Below are 19,606 nucleotides of genomic sequence, written 5' to 3' on the forward strand. Positions count from 1 at the left end.
AAGCCAGCAATCGAATGGATTGCTGACTCGTAAGTGCGGTTATTTTACTTCTTTATGCAAAGTAACTTTGCGTTCGCGTGGGCAATATTTCATTTTTTCCAAACGATCAGGATTGTTACGTTTGTTTTTATTTGTTAGGTAGTTACGTTCTTTACAAGAAGTACATTCTAAAGTGATGTTTACGCGCATGATTTTCCCTCCCTTGTAAATACAAGTTTTCCAAGATATTTCTCAGACTTTGATATCATATCATGTTTTGATTTCCTTGACTAGTGTTTTTTCAAAAATCGTTAAGTAGTTCTACTTGACGATTTTAAAGTTGCGCCTCAATATCCTTTGCAATATCTTCAGGCTTCGTTTGCGAAGCGTAGCGTTTTATCACGTTTCCTTCACGATCAATAAGAAATTTTGTAAAATTCCATTTAATTGCCTTGTTAAGTAAACCACCTTGCGCGCTTTTTAAATAGCTGTACAATGGAGCTTCGTTTTCTCCATTTACATCAATTTTAGCAAACGTTTGAAACGTCGTATGATATTTCAACTGACAAAATTCTGCAACTTCTACATCCGTTCCAGGAGCTTGATTGCCAAATTGATTGCAGGGAAAATCAAGAATTTCAAACCCTTTAGCTTTGTACTGTTCATACAAATTTTGTAATCCTTCGTATTGTGGTGTGAAACCACAGCCTGTTGCAGTATTAACAATTAATAGGACCTTTCCTTGGTAATCTGCTAATGATTTTTCAGTTCCATCGGTCTGTTTTACTTCAAAATTATACACTGACATGTTTAGCACTCCTTTTTCATAGTGGTCATTCTTTTTCTTGGAGAAGAGATTGTTTTACTCATTAATCGTTCATCAGAAAAAGCTAAGGAGCAAGCCCCTTAGCTTTATTGTACGCCATATGTGTCCGCAAATGCATTTATAATGTCTTTTGCAATAGCCTTATTTGTATCATCATGTTCTTCATCCAAGTTTGGAAGCATTACACTAATCGCGATCTGAGGGTTGTCATAAGGGGCATAAGCCACAATATTACTATTAATAGTACTTTCACCATTTTCGGCAACAGTCTCAGCCGTTCCGGTTTTTGCAGCGGGATCTAACTTGGCAGAAGCTAAATCTTTAGCCGTTGTATACGCATCGCTTCCATGCACCGCCTGGTAAAATCCTTGCTTGATAATTCCCATTTGATCAGCTGTAATATTCACTTGATCTAACTTTTTCCCTGTAATTTCTTGTTGCAGCTTTCCTAAACCGCCACTTTCATTGTTCCCGTATATCCCTTTAACTACATGGGGAGAAATTCTAGTTCCGCCATTGGCTACTGTTGAGGCATACTGTGCTAACTGCATTGGAGTATACGTGTCATATTGTCCAAATGACAAATCAAGTAAGTTCCCGCCACCAGGACCGTTTTCTTTCCCAAATTGTTCATTTACTAAACCGGGAGATTCATTTGGTAAATCAATTTGTGTTTTAACACCCATTCCATATTCGGCAAACGCCTTACGTAATTTGTCATACATTTCCTTGGATGAAGCACTTTCCGGTAATGTCATGTTCTGCTGGTATTGAACACCCAACATACGTAAGACAATCTGCATCATATACGCATTAGAGGACCACTCTAACGCCTTAACAGTATTCAGCGGGATTTGATTTCCTAAGACCTTGTTATAGATAGAACCTTTCAACGGTGTTCCAGATAACTGAATCGGTTGGTCAATCAAGGTATCATTCCCACTTATTACACCTGTTTGATATCCAGCAGTGACCGTACCAGCCTTGACTACAGATCCAGGTACAAATGCACTGGTAATCGTTCCCAGGGTATTTTCTTCTATATTTTTACTATTGATATCATGAGTGAAGCCTGTCATCGCTAATACTTCACCTGTGTTAGGATTCATTGCAACTGCGTAGGCACCGGGTGAGTATTTCGCAACACCGCTATCAATCAAACCTTGGTAGTGATTCTTTAAGATATCCTCTACTTTTTTCTGGAAGTCTGAATTAATCGTAAGAACAAGATTCGATCCCTTTTCTCCTGCTTTGACCTCTTGCTGTTTCTCGATCGTACCATTTTGATTCAGGGTTACTTTATATTCCCCTTTTTTGCCTTGCAACTGTTCCTCATATTGCTTCTCTAGGTAACTCTTTCCGACACGGTCATTACGCGCATAGCCTTTTTTCAATAATGCATCTGCTTCCTCGGCGGGCAGACCTTCTTTTTCTGTAGTGATTGTACCTAAGATACTTTTCAACGAGCCGTCTAAATCATTATTATAAGAACGGTCCCAGTCTGTACCTGTAGAGACGCCTGGTAAATCAGAGGCCCGCTCAGCGACTACAGCCAACTCTTCATCAGTGACACCTTCGTTTTTAATGAAGACCGTACTTAGTGCTGACGCCGCATTCATTCGTTTAAAGATCGTTGCGACTTTCATTTGTTCGTCATTAAGTTGAATCTCACTATCTTTGACTTTATCGACTAACTTCTGATATTCATTCGTAGTGTCTAAATTTTTCTCCTTGAAGGATAAACGATCTTCAGCCTCTTTCAAGTGGTCTTCGTCCGCCAACCAATAGTCTTTTTTATCACGTGTCGTCAAATTCTCATCTGCAGGAACATCGATCAATTTGTTTAGTTCTGTTGCGAGCTTAAGAATTTCTGTCGCCTTCATCTCGTTCCCACGAGTAAAAGTAATAGCACTATTTGGTGTGTTCTTAACTAACGCCGTGCCCTTTGCATCGTATATCTCTCCTCGAGGAGCGTTTTCCTTAACAGTTATGGTCGTTGAAGCTTTCATTTCCGCCTTCATCTTGTCACCTTCGACAATTTGAAGATAACCTAATCGTGAAACTAAAATCACGAACAAGCCAAAAATGACAAAAAACAAAAAGTTTAACCTAAACGGAATATGACTTCTATTTTGATTTCGCCCGCTTTCGTCCGCCAGCTTCAATTTTTCAAAAAGTTTTTTAAATGGATTTGTAAATTTCATTCATCTGTTCCTTCCACTTTGACAGTTACTTGTCTTATTGTAGCCGAAAAATAGTTTTTTCAAAAGGATTATTCGTCCTTCCTTTACCATAGTTTAATAACTTTATGCTCTTTCCTATTCAAAATGCTAAAGTGTTTCACGCGATAATGAAAAAAATTTAATAGCGTGGCTTTTTTTGCGTAAAATATGGGTTCTTATTAGATCAAAAACTCATTTTACGTGAAACAATCCCTTTTCGATTTACCTGTGGAAAACTTTATTAATTTAGATGGTCAGTATTACGCATTTTCTTAAAAAAGTTTTCCACAAATGAATCGTTTTTATGTATTCACTTAACATATAAGTCCAAAAAAGAAAGCGGTGAGAGAACTCACCGCTTCAGCTTAATTACGACTTAAATTGTCAATATCATCCTTAATTGCTTCAATAAATATATTCAAATCTTGTGCTTGCTGCTCTTCACTACCATAACGACGGACATTTACTGAAGCACTCTCAACTTCTTTATCTCCAATAACTAATAGATAAGGAATTTTTTGTGTTTGTGCTTGACGAATCTTGTAGCCAAGTTTCTCGTTACGATCATCAACTTCGACACGAACACCTTCACGAACTAGACGATCTTTTACTTCATAAGCATAATCTCCGTGATGCTCTGGTGATACTGGTAAAATCGCTACTTGTTCAGGTGCTAACCATGTTGGAAAGGCTCCTTTGTATTGTTCAATCAAATAGGCAGTGAATCGTTCCATTGTTGAAACGACACTACGGTGAACAACCACTGGACGATGTTCTTTTCCATCTTCACCAATATATGTTAAATCGAAACGCTCTGGTAACAAGAAGTCAAATTGAATTGTCGAAAGTGTTTCTTCTGTTCCAATTGCAGTTAAAACTTGAACGTCCAATTTAGGTCCATAGAAGGCTGCTTCTCCATCCGCTTCAAAGTAATCAAAACCTGATTCATCCATTACTTCTTTTAACAGCCCTTGAGAAGTTTCCCACATTTCATCATCATCAAAATACTTTTCAGTATTTTCAGGATCTCGATAGCTTAGACGGAAACGATAATCTTCGAAGCCAAAGTCTTTGTATACTTCTAAAATCAAGTCTAAAGTGCGACGAAATTCTTCTTTAATTTGATCTGGACGGACGAAAATATGAGCGTCGTTCATAGTCATCTCACGAACACGTTGTAAACCAGACAAAGCTCCAGATTTTTCATACCGATGATCCATTCCAAGTTCAGCTAAACGAATTGGCAATTCACGATAAGAGTGAATATGATTTTTGTAAATCATCATGTGGTGTGGACAGTTCATTGGACGTAAAACTAATGATTCTTCCCCGTCTCCCATATCCATTATTGGGAACATATCTTCCTTATAATGATCCCAGTGTCCAGATGTTTTATATAGGCCTGTATCAGCTAAGACTGGTGTATAGACATGCTCATATCCCATTGAGATTTCTTTATCAACAATGTAACGTTCAATGATACGACGAATCGTTGCCCCTTTTGGCAGCCAGAATGGAAGTCCCGAACCAACTTCTTGTGAAATCATAAATAGGTCTAATTCTTTTCCTAGTTTACGATGATCACGTTCTTTGGCTTCTTCACGCATTTTTAAGAAATGATCCAAATCTGCTTGATTAAAGAATGCTGTTCCATAAACACGCTGCATCATTTTATTGTCAGAATTTCCTCGCCAATAAGCACCTGCGACAGATAATAATTTAAAAATCTTGATTTTCCCAGTTGATGGTACATGTGGTCCACGGCATAAGTCAGTGAACTCGCCTTGTGTATAGGCTGTGATGACTTCATCTTCAGGCAGATCCGTGATCAACTCTACCTTATAAGGGTCATAGCTGAAGAAATCTAAAGCTTCTTGTCGACTCATCACTTTACGCTCAATCGGCAGATTTTCTTTGATAATCTTCTTCATTTCTTTTTCAATTGCTGGGAAATCTTCCTCACTAATTTGTGCGCCTTCACCATTATCCGTATCATAATAGAAACCGGACTCAATGGCTGGACCGACACCGAAATGCATATTTGGGAATAAGCGACGAATTGCTTGTGCCATTAAGTGTGCACTTGAATGACGAACAAGTGGCAAAGCTTCTTCATCCTTTTCAGTGATGATTTTTAAGTCCGCGTCTTCTTCGATTGCTCGATTCAAATCTTCTAGCTCACCGTTTACCACAACAGCTAATGCTTTTTTGGCTAATGAACTGGAAATACTTTTTGCAATTTCTAAGCCAGTAATACCATTGTTAAACTCTTTTGTAGATCCGTCTGGAAATGAAATTTTTACCATCCTGTAATTCCCCCTTGTTTGTTTTGATTGATAAAAAAAGTCCTAGTACCGAAAACGGTACTAGGACGAATAAACGTGGTTCCACCTAATCTTTGAGCAGAGTTTCTGCTCCTCACAAGCGATAACGGCGCTGTCCGCCTCTGCATTTATGCAGAAGTCTCAGAAAGTGGTCATTCCTTGTGCTTGTCTGGAAAAGTTTCAGCCATGCTTTTCCTCTCTGTTAAACAGCCTCCAAGTTCAGGTGTCTTTCTTCATCAATCAATTACAAAGTCATTATAAACACTTATTGATTTGAATTGCAAGTATAATATGAATTATTTCCACTTGCCACCTTGCGCATATTTTCCTTTTTGCATTTCATTAATGATTACATGGATATTCTCTTTAGGTGCTCCGGCAGTTCTTGAGACTGCTTCCGTTACTTCTTCCACCATTTTCGTTAATTGTTCTTCTGTTCTTCCTTCGACTAACTCGATGTGAACAAATGGCATAACAAATCGCTCCTTTGATTAATATAGTTCTATCGTTTCATATTTTATCATAAGTAAGAATAAAAAGAGAGAGCAAACCCATTTCTGGTTTCAGCTGAATGAATACAATAATTACCTATATGTTCAAGTCGAATTGTTATTGAAAGCCTTCTCTTCATGGTAGAGTATATGCATAAGATTGGAGGAATTATCATGGACATTTATTTGCACTTTAAAGATCAAGCAGCAGAAGCTATTATGTTTTACGAAAATGTGTTTAAAACAGAACCTGCTAAAATTATGACTTTTGGAGATTTGCCTCAAGATGATGAGCATCCGATAGATGAATCAATAAAGAAGTTGGTGATGAATTCAAGCTTGATAATTAACGATACAACGATGATGATCTCTGACAGTCCTGAAGGATTAGCCTCACCAATAACTATTGGAAATAATATTGCTTTAGTTTTTAATGCCTCCACCGAAGAAGAGGCATCAGATATTTTTCTACAATTGGCAAAAAACGGAGTGATCCTATTACCACTTGAAAAAACATTTTGGGCAAAATTGTATGGCATGGTAAAAGATCCATATGGTGTCATTTGGCATATTAATCTTTATTGAAGGAAGGTTGAGTAGTCATGGAGCAGCAATTTGGCTGTTGTCTCTGGTTTGATGGTCAGTTAGCTGAAGCAGCTGACTTTTATATGAAAACATTTGAAGACAGCAAGAAAAAGAATGAAACTCATTTTATTAGTAATGAACACGGTACGATTGGCGACTTGTTAACCGTTACTTTAGAATTAGCAGGCACTGAATTTCTTTTATTGAATGGCGGACCGGATTTCGAACCAACTCCTGCCATTTCTTATGTTGTTAACTGTGAAAACGAAAAGCAACTCAATGACGTTTGGAAACAATTGAATCAGAGCGGTGAAACTTTGATGGCATTAACAGACTACCCTGAGCTTGGCAAATTTGGTTGGACGAATGACCGCTATGGGGTTTCTTGGCGGGTTCGCTTGGGAGAGAACTTACAGACGATTATTCCCTGCATTATGTTTGCGAATAAAAATTATGGATTGGCTCAAGCGGCTGTCGATGAATGGATCACAACTTTCGGCGGAAAGCAGACTTTCGTTATAAAAGGAAAAGATGACCGTTTACGTGCCTCTGGCTTTCAGCTTCGAGGTCACGATTTGATTATCATGGACAGCCCTGAAAAACACGCCTTTGACTTTTCCATGGGAAATTCCTTTTACTTTTATTTTAACGATCAAGCTGACATTGATCATGTGTGGAACTTAATCACTAAGAATGGAAAAGAATGGCCATGCGGTTGGATGGAAGACCGTTATGGTGTTTCTTGGCAAACTGTTAACAAGGACCTGTTGGCGTGGACGAATGATTCAAATTTGGAAAAAGCTCGACGTGCCACGGAAGAGATGTACAAAATGAAAAAAATTGATCTTGCTAGGATCAAACGCGCTCATGACGGTATTCTTTGATTTCATCAAAAAAGAGGAGAACCCTCCTCTTTTTTTTTCGCAAACTACCCTTTTGCCTCTCCTTACTCTTATGTGCTATACTATTATGCTGTTATAAACAGTTGACGTAAAAATAAAGGGGGATGCTCAATGAACGCGAGAGAGTACGAACAAGAGCACGTCCAGCAAACAAGCGCTTTGATTCAACAGGAAATTGCTTTTTTGGACAGCCAAAAAAAAGAAACCAAATCAAAATTTGATACAGATATGTTAGAAAATGCTGATCAAAGAATTCAAGGTGGTTCCTTTGAGGCATTAGCTGAAACCATGGCTGATACACGACAGCACGAAGCAGAGCTGCTTTTACGCTATCAAACATTCGCTTCACAAGAAAAACGTCAAAGAGTGTTGAAATTGATGGGAGAAAATCCTTATTTCGCGCGCATCGATTTTAAAGAGGACCAAGAGGCTGAGACGCTTTATTTAGGTATCGCTTCTTTGAGAGATACACAAGAAGAAACAGTCGTAATCGACTGGCGGGCACCTATTGCGAATCTCTACTATGAAGGAACACTCGGCAAGACAGAATACGAAGCTCATGATGCAATCATTCCTATCGAACTTTTATTGAAGCGGCAATTCAAAATTCGTGAGGGGCAAATACTATCGATGGTTGATACCTCAGAAGCGATTAATGACGATTTCTTATTGGAAATCTTAGATGAAGCCTCTTCAAACCATATGAAAAATATTGTAGCAACGATCCAGCGTTCGCAAAACGAAATCATTCGTGATACGAGAAGTAAGGTTTTAGTTGTTGAAGGAATTGCCGGTAGTGGAAAAACCTCAGCTTTGCTTCAACGAGTTGCTTATCTGCTTTATCACAACCGAAAATGGTTAGAGAATGAACAGGTCTTATTGTTCTCCCCTAACCACATTTTTTCAGATTATATTTCAACTGTCTTACCCTCACTGGGAGAAAGCGGCATACCAACAGAAACCTTTAAAACTTTTTTGAGCGCGCTATTGCCTATGTATCATATTCATACCGAAGAAAGTCACGAAGAAGTCTTTCTTTCTGGACAAGATGATCGAGTACTGCGAGCAAAAAGTAGTTTTGCAATTGTTCAGGAATTGTATGAATATGTTGACCGAATCGTTGACTTGGGCCCATTATTTCGTGACCTCAAGCTAAATCAAGATGTTTTAATCTCAAAACGACAAATCCGCAGTTGGTATCAAGAGGCTAATCCTGAATTACCGATGTATCAACGAATGCAGTTGTTGCAAACGAAATTGTTAAAAAAATTAGGCGGCTTAGAAAAAGACGAAATGAAAAAGGACTGGGTCAAAAAAGCAGCGGATGAGTTAGTTGATGCTGTCTTTATTAATAATCCCGATATGGAAGATTCAGAAAAGGCTGAACGTCGTTTGCGTCGGCAAATGGCACAGAAAGTCGTCCGAAAGAAATTACGACCACTTCGCAGACAAATCAATCGTTTCGGATTCATTAATTATGCGAAGCAATACCTGCATTTTTTGCAAAGCCTGCCGAAACGTTTATTAGCAGATTATCAATTGACAGAGGGTAATTGGAAAACTATGCTTGAAGAGCTATTAAAGGACTTCAAGCGAAAAGATATCAGTTTAGAAGACGGGACCTTGCTGTTTCTTCTGATGAAGTCCATTCATCCACTCGACGTAAAACAAAAGGCCCGCTTCATTTTTATTGACGAAATGCAGGATTTCTCTCCAGCCCAGGTGGCTTTGCTACGTCATTTATATCCAAGAGCAACCTATACGTTGTGCGGCGATTTAAACCAAAAGGTCTTTGGTAATGAAAGCATGGTTCATTCCTTAGAAGAAATTTTTCCTGATCAAGCCTTGACGCATTTTGAATTAACGACTAGTTATCGTTCGACGGAAGAAATCACTCATTTTGCAAATCAGTTTCTGACTCAAGAAAATCGAGTTGAATTAACTGCACGAGTTGGCGATCTACCAAAAGTTTATTATGCGAACGAAACACGTCAAATGATTGATGGGTTAATTCATCAAATTGATGAAACAGCCGAACTAGCTAAATACTGGCGCACAGCTATTATCGCAAAAACAGTCGAAGAATGTCAGACGCTTTATGATCAATTGACCTCCGAACAAAAAGATCACGTACAGTTGTTGACTGATGAAGAAGATTTTATGAAGAAAAGTCTGATTATTATTCCCACTTATTTAGCAAAAGGGTTAGAATTTGATCGTGTCTTTGCTTGGAACATCTCACCAGAGAATTATTACACAGAGCAAGATAAATTAATTCTTTACACTGTTTGTACTCGTGCGATGCACGAACTGAATCTTTTAGTCATTGGAAAGAAAAGTCCTTTACTAGAAACAATTCCCGAAAACTTATATGTACAGGCTTCTTTCGAATAGAAAGCTTTAATAAAAAACCATCCAGCTCTTATTAGAGTTGAATGGTTTTTTTTATAAGCTAGTCTTCTAACTCAACATTGTGATAGACCTGTTGAACGTCTTCTAGTTCATCCAACACATCGATCATCTTTTCAAATTTTTCTAAATCTTCCCCAGTTAGAGTTACTTCGTTTTGTGGAATCATTTGCATTTCTGCGACTGAAAATTCTGTGATCCCTTTTTCTTTTAAAGCTTCTTGGATTACATTGAAGTCTTCGGGTTCTCCATAAACGATAACTTGACCCTCTTCATCCACAACATCACGAACATCAATTTCCTTGTCCATCAGATATTCTAAAATTTCATCTGCATCTTCACCTGAGAAACCGAATAACGCAGTGTTGTCAAACATATAAGCAACTGCACCAGAGACACCCATATTTCCACCGTTCTTGCCAAATGCTGCACGAACGTCTGATGCTGTCCGGTTTACATTATTCGTTAAGGCATCAACGATTACCATTGAACCATTAGGACCAAAGCCTTCATAACGTAATTCTTGGAAAGTTTCGTCTCCTGACCCCTTCGCTTTTTCAATTGCGCGATCAATAATATGTTTTGGCACATTGTACGTTTTAGCACGTTCGATTACGAAACGTAATTTTTGATTTGCATGCGGATCAGGTTCACCTGATTTTGCAGCTGCATAAATCTCGATTCCAAATTTAGCGTAAATTTTACTGTTGTTTGCATCTTTCGCAGTCTTTTTTGCTACGATATTCGCCCATTTACGTCCCATGTTTTCACTTCTCTTTCGTTAATTTCATACTTTCTCATTATAACGGCTCATTTAAGCTTTGGAAAGTATTTTTATGCTTGAATAGGAAATCGTCCAATTGTTTGTTCTTGCTGATGGATCAATTGATAGATCTGATCGGCACGATAAGTCAAAAAATGTTTCTCTTTTTCTTTTTGACCAATTTTTGCTGCAATCGGTAAAGTAAACTGTTTTTTTCGTTTGTTTAGATACGCTTGACCCTTTTTAGTAAAACCTAATATATGAAGCATTGAGTTTTCTTGCTCAGCGATTATTTCTGTTTCTTTGATCTGCAACAAAACATAGGTCAAAAGTCGCTGCAATCGTGGCTGAGTATATCGTTTGGTACTAATTAGCTGCAGGTATTCTGAAAAGCTGGCCGCTTCCTGCTCAATTAAACGATGCTCGACCCCTTCTCTCATTTGATAGATTTCTCGAAGGTCGCTTAAGGAGTTTGCACGAAGTTGATAATTTAAGTAGGGCCAGAAATCTGACCACGATATTTGCGTATTTCGTAACGCTTCCAACGTCTTACTAGGAACAAAAGCGGATATATCCTCGCCTGCGAATACTGCATGTCGGATTCCTGTAGCACTTGCAAACTGATCCATGATTAATGACTCGTCGTGATAGCCTTGATTCATTCTAGCTAAAGGAAAAATTTCCATCGGTTGTGCATACAACGCATTTTCCTTCGCATAGCTCAGTCCTAAAATATGATTGGGTGGAAAATTCTGCGCCTTCGGATAGAGCTGTGAAACCACCTCTGCCATTTTTTCAGGATAACTCCATCCAATTGGTAACTCATGAAATAATTGATCAATAGCAGGCTTCTCCTCAATAAAGAAGCGTCCATAATCCGCATAGTCAAATTGTTGTTCATTATCTGTGCCAAAACAGAGTGCATCACACTTGAGTGCCTGCAATAATTTAATGCTTCCCTTAGCAAAATAGTCTGCAGATTGAACCGCCCATGAAAAAGGCAGCTCAACCACGAGATCAACACCATTTTCTAGTGCCGCTGCTGCACGAGACCATTTGTCAGTAATTGCAGGCTCACCTCTTTGTAGAAAGTTACCACTCATCACTGCAACAACAATATCCGCACCGCTTAATTCTCGTGCTTTTTCTGCATGATAACGGTGTCCATTATGAAATGGGTTGTACTCAACAACGATTCCGCAACTTCGCATTTTTCAACTCCTCACTTACTATCATTTACTTACTATTCGGTACATTCTCACAATGAAAAATTCACAAAAAAACCGAGATTTCTCTCGGTTACTTATTACAAACAAAGAACCAACGTTTGCTTTTTTCATTTGGATGTTCATCCATAAAATCTGCGAAGACTTCCACTTTAAATCCAACCTCAGTAAGCATTTTTTGATACATATCTAAAGGATAGGTTCTCTCCTTGTGCAATTCATCAAACCGCTCAAATATCTCCTCTTCCTGTTTTACAAAAAAAGTCAAAAAGTGTTCAATACTGTGGTCCGAATCGCCAGGATAGCTATCCCATAAAAAGGCAAAATCCTCAGTCTGATCGTGATAACTATATTCAGGAAAGATCGTGTCAATTTGGTAAGTTGAATGAACGTCAAAAATGAAAGTTCCTGCTTCCTTCAACAACTGATAGACCCCTTCAAAAACTTGCTTAACTTGTGAGGCGTCCTGCATATAACAAAGAGAATCAGAGAAACAGGTTACAGCTTGATAGCTTCCAATATCCGTTAAATCAAGCATATCTCCAGCAACCCAATTGACTGCAACCCCCTCTTGAAGAGCACGGTCATTGGCAAGTGTTAGCATTTCTTCTGATAAATCTAAACCAGTCACGTCAAAATCCTTTTTTGCAAATTCTACTGCTAATGCACCAGTCCCACAAGCTAATTCTAATAGTTGATTGGTTTCTTTGGGTAGATGACGTAATGAAAAATCCAGCCATTGCTGATATAAAGAATCATCCATCACCTCATCATAAACAAAAGCAAATGTTTCATAGGCCATTAGTCTAACCAAGCCTCGATATTTTCAAGTGGTGCATCTGACCACAGCTTTTCTAAATTATAAAATTCGCGCTCTGACGTGCTAAATACATGGACAATTACATCACCTAAGTCAATCAAGACCCATTTGCCGCCATCTTTTCCTTCAATACGTTTAACTTCTACTTGCGCCTCTTCTTCCTTATCTACGATTTCATCTACAATAGCATTAATTTGACGATCAGAGTTTGCTGAACAAATCATGAAATAATCCGCCAATAATGATACCTTTGAAACGTTTAATGCCACAATATCAACTGCTCGCTTTGAATCAGCTGCTTTAACGGCGATTTCTAACATATTTTTACTATCTATGATAATTCTCCTCCTTATTTTTCATACCATACGACATTCTTCTAAACAACTAGAATACTTAGTTGCTTCATTCAATCATTATTTTATCCCAGCAACCCACCGATTATACGTTTCTATTGTTTTCGGATAGACTGGATTCTCCGCCTCAATTAAATGAGCCAGCGTATGTTTTGTTTCAAATGCGACTGCCTGATCTAAATCCCTCAAAGCAATCACACGTGCATCTTCAACACCAGGGAAAGATCTCCCTGGTTCAATATAATCTGCCACATAAATTATTTTGTCTAACAACGTCATCTCTGCCGCTCCCGTTGTGTGGAGACGGATCGCATTTAATATTTCCTCATCTGAAATATTCAGCTCACGAGCCACAAACTCCGCACCAACAAGACCGTGCCAAATAGCGTTACCATATTTTAATAGCTCTGTTTTATTTTCGTACTTTCCTCGTTCAATCGCAAGTTGGAATTCTTCATCTGAACGTTCTTTAGCATAATCATGAGTTAAGGCAGCGATACTCGCTTTTTCTGGCGATTCACCAAACTGCTCTGCCAAAGCAATCGCAGTTTCTTCTACACCCAACACATGTTTAAAACGTCGCTCACTCATTCGCATTTGAACGGCTTGCATCAATGCCTCACGATCCATTGCTGTATATCTATCACTATACTTCATCGAGATACAATCCTTCTTCCGCAATATACTCTCGTACACGATCTGGTACCAGATACCGAATAGAGCATCCCTGATTCACTTGCTTTCGAATGTAGGATGAAGACAGCTGGATCTCTGGAACATCTACCCAAATAATTGGGTATGGGCTCTCTAGTGCATAGCCGGCCCGTTTAACCCCTACGAAGTTGACGATACGCACAAGCTCATCAATCCGGTGCCACTTAGGCAGATAGGCTACTTCGTCTCCACCAATGATAAAATAATACTCCGTATCTGGATTTTCTGTGGTTAACTCTAGCATTGTATCAAAGGTATAGCTTTTCCCTTTTCGAGCCAGTTCTCTAGTATCCACTGACAAAAAAGGATTATCTTCAATCGCCAGCTTGACCATCGCAAGTCGATGCTCGCTATCAATAGTCTTCTTTTCATCTACATGTGGCGGTAAATAACTCGGCAACAGGTGTACTTCATCAAATCCCATTTTTTGTCCCACCTGCTCAGCGATCATTAGGTGCGCATGATGGATAGGATTAAAATTCCCCCCTAGCAGTCCTACCTGCTTTTTTGGCAGCGTAGTATCTGTTAGTGATTCAACTTTTGGAATCGTTAAGACGTCCTGATACAACGGTTACTCCCCCTTAATTTTTAATCAATCATTGTTTAGATACTTTGAACTTCTTTTGAAATCTTTTGATATTTTTCTTTACTTGAAGCCTTATACAGTACTAATACACGTCCAATAATTTGAACAATCTGACAATGGATCTTTTCTTCTAAAACATGTGCTACATCTTCAGCGATCTCATCAGTATTTTGTAATAAATTAATTTTTATTAATTCTCTTTTCTCCAACGCTTCAGCAATTTGAACAATTGCTGCCTCATTCATCCCGTTTTTTCCAATTTGGAAAATCGGTTGTAAGTGATGTGCCTGACTGCGCAAGAAACGTTTTTGTTTTCCTCTTAGTTTCATTAATACTCCCCTTATTTTAGATGAAAGTTTTTAGACCAATGCTTTTCGGGTCAAAACATCTACACCCTTTGGTGCCCAGCCAGCGACCACTGCTGGTTTTGATACGGTTACCCAGCCTAATCCAGCAAAAACAATATCGGTTTTTTCTTTAATTGAAAATTCAAAGCGAACTAACTCTGGAAAATCTTCTACCTCATCTGGACGTGGCGGCTGCAATAATCCACCAACGTGTTTCTCATAAAAGGCATCCGCTTTTTCTAATTTTGTTCGATGCGGATCAATGTCATTTGACACATAGGCAATAAAGGATGCGCGCTCTCCCTGAATAAAGTCAAATCGAGCCAATCCACCTAAGAATAACGTTTGACCAGCATTTAACTGGTAAACTTTTGGTTTAATTTCTTTATGGGGCGCAATAATTTTCAAATCTTTTTTTCCAAGATAATGAGCCATCTGATGACGATGAATAATTCCTGGAGTGTCAAAAAGATAATGACCATCATCCAGTGGAATTTCTATCTTATCCAATGTCGTTCCAGGAAACTGAGAGGTCGTAATTAAATCTTGTACACCAGCGGTTTGTTTGATGATTTGATTAATCAATGTTGACTTGCCTACATTTGTCACACCAACTACATATACATCGCGACCATCCCGGTACTCTTCAATTTTCTCTAATAGTTCGGCCATTTCATTTGCTTTGCGTGCACTCGTTAATAAAATATCCACTGGGCGCAGCCCTTCCTCGTGGGCACGTTCACGCATCCATTGAGTTAGGCGACCTCGCTTTAAGGACTTAGGCAGCAAATCAACCTTGTTCCCAACTAATAGGACTGGGTTATCACCAACAAATCGATGTAAGCCTGGAATCAGTGAACCATTAAAATCAAAAATATCCACCACATTCACAATCAACGCGTCTGCTTTTCCAAGCTCATTCAGCAAACGTAAAAAATCATCATCCGTTAATGATACATCTTGAATTTCATTGTAGTGGCGCAAGCGGAAGCAGCGTTGACAATAAACTTCACCATTTGCTAAGCCCTTTTCTAAAGCTGACTGCGGAGTATAACCTAATTCATTCGGATGCTCGGTCTGAATCTTCGCGCCACAACCGATACAAAATAATTCTTCTTCCATTTATAATTCACTCTTCCATTTCATTTCAGGGTCTTTGCGCAATAAAATATGCATGACACGACGTTCAAAAAATCGATTGATCCGCGTATTCCATCCATCTGTATCAAGAATCGGTCGAACAAGAATACTACGGATTCCTGCTGCGCTTGCCCCGCGAATATCTGTCATTACTTGGTCGCCAATCATAACAATCTCATCTTTAGAAACGCCTAATTGTTTCTGCGCATTTTTTATTCCTACAGAAAAAGGTTTCATTGCCCGTGAAACAAAATCTAATTGAAAGCTTTCTAAAGCCTTCGCGACACGACTGGCTTTATTATTTGATACAACAACCACAGGAATTCCTGCTTCATCCATCATTTTTAGCCAATCAATCAGCTCTTTTGTCCCATTCGGATTGTTCCAAGCAATTAGCGTATTATCCAAATCCGTTAACACTGCTTTAAATCCGTGAGCCTTCAATTGTTCCGGGGTTATTTGATAAATGGCTTCGACCATCCACGTTGGTTTGAATTTATCTAACATGGCAACTCCTATAACTTTATTTATACTTCTACAAAACCTGATTATAACGCAAATTTTTTGAAAACTCTACATTTGGGTACAAAGGTTTAAAAAAGACTAGGCTTTCTTCGCCTAGTCTTACTAATTTTATAATACTTTTGATAAGAAATCGATAGTTCTAGGATTCTTAGTATGATCGAAAACTTCTTCAGGTGTACCTTCTTCAACGATTACTCCACCGTCCATAAAAATTACCCTATCTCCCACTTCTTTAGCAAAACCCATTTCATGGGTAACGATCATCATCGTCATTCCTTCTTTAGCCAATTGCTGCATTACTTGCAGCACATCCCCAACCATTTCAGGATCAAGCGCAGAAGTTGGTTCATCAAAAAGCATGACATCTGGTTGCATCGCTAATGCTCGAGCAATAGCAATCCGTTGCTGTTGTCCTCCGGATAAAGATTGCGGATAAGCAGTCGCTTTTTCAGACAAACCAACTTTTTCCAACAGCTCTTTAGCTATTTTTTCTGCCTCAGGTTTAGCCATTCCTTTAACTTTAATAGGGGACAAGGTAATGTTATCTAAAACAGTCATATTAGGAAATAAATTAAACTGTTGAAACACCATACCCATCTTTTCTCTCGTCTTGAAAATATCGTTCTTTTTATCTGTAATATCGGTTCCTTCAAACCTGATCGTACCAGAAGTAGGAACCTCTAATAAATTAACGCAACGTAAAAACGTACTTTTCCCAGATCCAGATGGTCCGATAATTACAACAACTTCTCCAGGTGTGATCTCTGCTGAAATGTCTTTAAGAACCTCGTTATCACCAAATTTTTTATTTAAATGTTCAATTTGAATCAATGCTTCTGTCATTTTACTCACCTCTGCTCCTTATCGCTGATACCCTTTTCCAAGTTTTTTCTCCCATAAGTTCACTAAGCGGGAAGTGATGAAGGTCATCACGAAATAAACAACCGCAGCGACAATTAAGGGTTCCAATGGAATATAGGAATTAGAAACAACGATTTGAGCGGATCCCATTAATTCATTAATTCCTATCGTTGCAAGTAGAGAAGAATCTTTAATCAAAGTAATGAATTCATTCCCTAAAGGCGGCAAAATGTTTCTTAACGCTTGTGGTAAAATCACATAGCGCATTGTTTGAGATGGACGCAGTCCTAATGAATGAGCTGCCTCGGTTTGTCCGAAGTTTACAGCTGTGATCCCCCCACGAATGATTTCCGCAACATATGCTCCAGAATTCAAAGATAAAACAATCATACCTGGAATTAAACGATTTAAACCAACGGTCAATACACCGACGTTCAAATCAGTTGATGGGAAAAATCCCTGTAAAATCAGAAATCCAATCGTAATTTGCAACAACATCGGAGTACCGCGAAGCACTTCGATATAGATATTTGCTAACCAGTTTAAAGGCTTATGTTTAGACAGCTTTAAAAGAGCCATAGCTAATCCTATTAAAGTCCCTAAACAAACTGTCACAAGCGAGATAATCACTGTGATTCCCGCTCCTGAAACGAAGTAAGATAAATATTTATCTAAAAAAGAAAAGTCCAAAACATGCTTCCTCTATTCTTCTACTGATTTTTCGGCTAATTCATGATTTTGTTTAACAAACTCATCAATCTTGCCTTCATCATTTAACTTTTTAATGATTTTATTGATTTCTGTTTGTAATTCTTCACTGCCTTTTGGCAATGCAATGGCAAAAGCTTCATCTTTGGATGCCTCTAAATCAATGTTTGCAATCATCAAATCAGGATTTTGCTGTACATAAGATTCTGCAATTGTTTTTTCTACAACCATCGCATCCAGCGAACCACTGTTCACTTCGATGACCATGTTAGGAACCTTTTCGATTGAAACTAATTTTGCATCTTTCATTTGTGTTTTTACTACATCTTCTTGGATTGAGCCTTTTTGCGCCCCGACGTTTTTATCTTTTAAAGCATCTAAACTTGTAAATTTGTCTTGGTTTTTCTTATTGATGATTACTACTTGTGGTGGATTGTAGTAGTTGTCAGTAAAGGCAAATTGTTCTTTCCGTTCTGGTGTTGCAGAAATTGCAGAGATAGCAATATCTGATTTCCCTTCTTTTAAAGATGCCAGCACTGTATTAAAACTCATATCAGATACTTCAGCCTTCACACCAAGTTCTTTTGCTATCGCATTGACTAAGTCAATGTCAGCACCAACAATCTTATCCTTTCCATCTACCATTGTATGGAATTCAAATGGTGCGTAATCAGCAGAGGTAGCTACTTTTAATACGCCAGCTTTCTTAATTGCTGCTAATTGGTCTTCTGATTTTGCATTTGATGAATCGGCAGTTTTATCTCCGCCTCCTCCACATGCTGCTAGAGAGAATAGTGCTACTAATGTCATTACTAAGCCGGTAATTTTCTTCATCCTGTTTCCTCCTAAATAGTGAATCCTTTTTTCAATGAATTTATTATAGCATGAAATTTTCATAAAACAAGCAAATAGTTGTATAAATATTAGATATAATTCGAAATTAGGTTTATATATTGTATATATTCAATTGCAAGTGTATAAATATTTTAATTTCCACTTTCTTGTGCTAATTGATTATTCTTCTCCACCATTTTTTCAATTTCTCCAGTTTCCTTTAACTCTTTTATATGCTTATTAAGCGCTGCTACTAATTTTTTATTTCCTTTAGGAACAGCGATACATAGAGAATCCTCCTTCATACTTTTCAATGGAATATTCGCAATCATTAATTCTGGATTTTTACTCACGTAGGCGTCGGCTACAGTCTTCTCAACAACTAAACCATCTAAAGAACCCTTTTTGACTTCCAAGAAAATATTCGGCAGCTTTTCAATCGACACCAATTTAGCATCTGTCATTTGTGATTTTACAATATTTTCTTGAATGGTCCCCTTTTGAGCACCAACTTGCTTATCGGAAAAATGATCAATTGATGTAAATTCATTTTCATGCTGCTTATTGATAACGATTACTTGAGGCGATGTATAATAATCTGTAGTGAAATCAAAACTTTCCTCACGTTCACTAGTAACCGAAATTGCTGACACCGCTACATCAGCTTTTCCTTCTTTTGCAGCAGCTAAGACTGCATTAAAACTCATATCCAGCCATTCCACTTTTACACCCATTTTTTTGGCGATAGTTTCCATCATTTCAATATCAGCCCCAACGATTTTATCTTTACCATTCATTGTTGTATGGAATCCAAATGGCGCATAATCTGGTGAAGTGGCTACTTTAATGACTCCATCCTTTTTTATAGTATTTAATTTGTCTTCTTCCTTCTGATTACCGCATGCTGCAAATAAAACTATTAGTACCATACCTAAAACAATCTTTAACCCTTTTTTCATAACCCATCCCCCAAAATCTTTTTTATAGTATA

Annotated in this window: 21 protein-coding genes; 3 read left to right on the forward strand and 18 right to left on the reverse strand. The window is 38.2% G+C overall.

Annotation, left to right across the window (positions count from 1 at the left end):
* Positions 1–39: 39 nt before the first annotated feature.
* The 5 genes from rpmG to RV13_RS08870 all read right to left on the reverse strand — a co-directional run bounded on the left by rpmG (position 40) and on the right by RV13_RS08870 (position 5,824).
* A complete protein-coding gene (rpmG, locus tag RV13_RS08850; protein WP_010740369.1) occupies positions 40–189 on the reverse strand; it encodes a 50S ribosomal protein L33 in 150 nt (49 codons plus the stop codon).
* A 124-nt stretch (positions 190–313) separates the two neighbouring features.
* Positions 314–787: a glutathione peroxidase gene (locus RV13_RS08855; RefSeq protein ID WP_010746033.1), complete on the reverse strand. Its 474-nt coding sequence runs from the start codon at positions 785–787 to the stop codon at positions 314–316.
* Positions 788–891: 104 nt separating this feature from the next.
* Complete coding sequence (locus RV13_RS08860) at positions 892–3,009, reverse strand: penicillin-binding transpeptidase domain-containing protein (protein ID WP_010746032.1); 2,118 nt, start codon at positions 3,007–3,009, stop codon at positions 892–894.
* A 383-nt stretch (positions 3,010–3,392) separates the two neighbouring features.
* Positions 3,393–5,333 (reverse strand): threonine--tRNA ligase, encoded by a 1,941-nt coding sequence (thrS, locus tag RV13_RS08865; protein WP_010746031.1) that lies wholly within the window; start codon positions 5,331–5,333, stop codon positions 3,393–3,395.
* 314 nt (positions 5,334–5,647) lie between these two features.
* Entirely contained in the window at positions 5,648–5,824 is a 177-nt protein-coding gene (locus RV13_RS08870; protein ID WP_010746030.1) for a 2-hydroxymuconate tautomerase, read from the reverse strand.
* Positions 5,825–6,016: 192 nt separating this feature from the next.
* Between RV13_RS08870 and RV13_RS08875 the strand changes: the two genes are divergently transcribed.
* From RV13_RS08875 to helD, 3 genes are all read left to right on the forward strand, one after another.
* Positions 6,017–6,427: a VOC family protein gene (locus RV13_RS08875; RefSeq protein WP_060789393.1), complete on the forward strand. Its 411-nt coding sequence runs from the start codon at positions 6,017–6,019 to the stop codon at positions 6,425–6,427.
* Between the two features lie 17 nt (positions 6,428–6,444).
* The gene (locus RV13_RS08880) at positions 6,445–7,311 is read left to right on the forward strand and encodes a VOC family protein (protein WP_010746028.1); all 867 of its coding nucleotides are present in this window, start codon (positions 6,445–6,447) and stop codon (positions 7,309–7,311) included.
* 129 nt (positions 7,312–7,440) lie between these two features.
* Positions 7,441–9,723 carry an RNA polymerase recycling motor HelD gene (gene helD, locus RV13_RS08885; protein WP_010746027.1) on the forward strand — a complete coding sequence of 761 codons (2,283 nt, stop codon included), beginning with the start codon at positions 7,441–7,443 and terminating at the stop codon, positions 9,721–9,723.
* Between the two features lie 58 nt (positions 9,724–9,781).
* On the opposite strand, the gene RV13_RS08890 is transcribed toward helD, so the two are convergent.
* The 13 genes from RV13_RS08890 to RV13_RS08950 all read right to left on the reverse strand — a co-directional run bounded on the left by RV13_RS08890 (position 9,782) and on the right by RV13_RS08950 (position 19,574).
* On the reverse strand, positions 9,782–10,501 hold the full coding sequence (locus RV13_RS08890; protein WP_010746026.1) for a YebC/PmpR family DNA-binding transcriptional regulator: 720 nt from the start codon (positions 10,499–10,501) through the stop codon (positions 9,782–9,784).
* Between the two features lie 71 nt (positions 10,502–10,572).
* Entirely contained in the window at positions 10,573–11,712 is a 1,140-nt protein-coding gene (locus RV13_RS08895; RefSeq protein WP_010746025.1) for a nucleotidyltransferase, read from the reverse strand.
* An 88-nt stretch (positions 11,713–11,800) separates the two neighbouring features.
* Positions 11,801–12,529, reverse strand: a complete 729-nt coding sequence (locus tag RV13_RS08900) for a class I SAM-dependent DNA methyltransferase (protein WP_010746024.1) — start codon at positions 12,527–12,529, stop codon at positions 11,801–11,803.
* Complete coding sequence (gene rsfS / locus RV13_RS08905; protein WP_278758301.1) at positions 12,529–12,885, reverse strand: ribosome silencing factor; 357 nt, start codon at positions 12,883–12,885, stop codon at positions 12,529–12,531. The genes RV13_RS08900 and rsfS overlap by 1 nt, the downstream gene beginning before the upstream one ends.
* 75 nt (positions 12,886–12,960) lie before the next feature.
* Complete coding sequence (gene yqeK / locus RV13_RS08910) at positions 12,961–13,557, reverse strand: bis(5'-nucleosyl)-tetraphosphatase (symmetrical) YqeK (protein WP_010746022.1); 597 nt, start codon at positions 13,555–13,557, stop codon at positions 12,961–12,963.
* The gene (locus tag RV13_RS08915) at positions 13,547–14,182 is read right to left on the reverse strand and encodes a nicotinate-nucleotide adenylyltransferase (protein ID WP_010746021.1); all 636 of its coding nucleotides are present in this window, start codon (positions 14,180–14,182) and stop codon (positions 13,547–13,549) included. Before RV13_RS08915 ends, yqeK begins: the two co-directional genes overlap by 11 nt.
* A 35-nt stretch (positions 14,183–14,217) precedes the next feature.
* Positions 14,218–14,529, reverse strand: a complete 312-nt coding sequence (gene yhbY / locus RV13_RS08920) for a ribosome assembly RNA-binding protein YhbY (RefSeq protein ID WP_010746020.1) — start codon at positions 14,527–14,529, stop codon at positions 14,218–14,220.
* A 30-nt stretch (positions 14,530–14,559) separates the two neighbouring features.
* Positions 14,560–15,669, reverse strand: a complete 1,110-nt coding sequence (gene yqeH / locus RV13_RS08925; protein ID WP_010746019.1) for a ribosome biogenesis GTPase YqeH — start codon at positions 15,667–15,669, stop codon at positions 14,560–14,562.
* Positions 15,670–16,194 carry a YqeG family HAD IIIA-type phosphatase gene (locus RV13_RS08930; protein ID WP_010746018.1) on the reverse strand — a complete coding sequence of 175 codons (525 nt, stop codon included), beginning with the start codon at positions 16,192–16,194 and terminating at the stop codon, positions 15,670–15,672. It lies immediately after the preceding gene.
* A gap of 126 nt (positions 16,195–16,320) precedes the next feature.
* On the reverse strand, positions 16,321–17,055 hold the full coding sequence (locus RV13_RS08935) for an amino acid ABC transporter ATP-binding protein (RefSeq protein WP_010746017.1): 735 nt from the start codon (positions 17,053–17,055) through the stop codon (positions 16,321–16,323).
* A gap of 18 nt (positions 17,056–17,073) precedes the next feature.
* A complete protein-coding gene (locus RV13_RS08940; protein ID WP_010746016.1) occupies positions 17,074–17,763 on the reverse strand; it encodes an amino acid ABC transporter permease in 690 nt (229 codons plus the stop codon).
* A 12-nt stretch (positions 17,764–17,775) separates the two neighbouring features.
* Positions 17,776–18,615 carry a transporter substrate-binding domain-containing protein gene (locus tag RV13_RS08945; protein ID WP_010746015.1) on the reverse strand — a complete coding sequence of 280 codons (840 nt, stop codon included), beginning with the start codon at positions 18,613–18,615 and terminating at the stop codon, positions 17,776–17,778.
* Between the two features lie 152 nt (positions 18,616–18,767).
* Positions 18,768–19,574 carry a transporter substrate-binding domain-containing protein gene (locus RV13_RS08950; protein ID WP_010746014.1) on the reverse strand — a complete coding sequence of 269 codons (807 nt, stop codon included), beginning with the start codon at positions 19,572–19,574 and terminating at the stop codon, positions 18,768–18,770.
* Positions 19,575–19,606: the final 32 nt, after the last annotated feature.

The sequence above is a fragment of the Enterococcus raffinosus genome (assembly GCF_001886185.1).
GTDB classification, from domain to species: Bacteria; Bacillota; Bacilli; order Lactobacillales; family Enterococcaceae; genus Enterococcus_A; species Enterococcus_A raffinosus.